Origin of the sequence: Rahnella ecdela, from assembly GCF_019049625.1 — a bacterium.
GTDB lineage: Bacteria > Pseudomonadota > Gammaproteobacteria > Enterobacterales > Enterobacteriaceae > Rahnella > Rahnella ecdela.
Map to the genome: position 1 here is coordinate 1 of NZ_JAFMOY010000021.1, position 255 is coordinate 255.

The 255-nt window shown below is 52.5% G+C and carries 1 pseudogene; it reads right to left on the reverse strand.

The annotated features are described in order from the left end of the window. Window positions 1–133 (reverse strand): annotated as a pseudogene (locus tag J1784_RS26295) (anaerobic sulfatase maturase); the annotation flags it as partial. Window positions 134–255: the final 122 nt, after the last annotated feature.

Consider the following 255-nt stretch of genomic DNA (forward strand, 5'->3'; position numbering starts at 1 on the left):
TGCAGTCGAGATTACAGGTTGAGCCGGAGGGTTTGGCCATCACGTGGAAACGTCGCTTATATTCCGGGCCTTTGCCATCAAATTTTTCAGCTGACGGGAGTGCTTTAACAGGCAATGTGGTGCTGTATTTCATCGCGCCTCCTGAATGGAATGCCGGGCAGTTTCCCGCCCGGCTTATGCCATGTATTAGTTATTCGCGTTGGCGCCCTGTTCGATCATCGCTGCCGCATCGGAAATCGTGAATGAGCCTGGTTT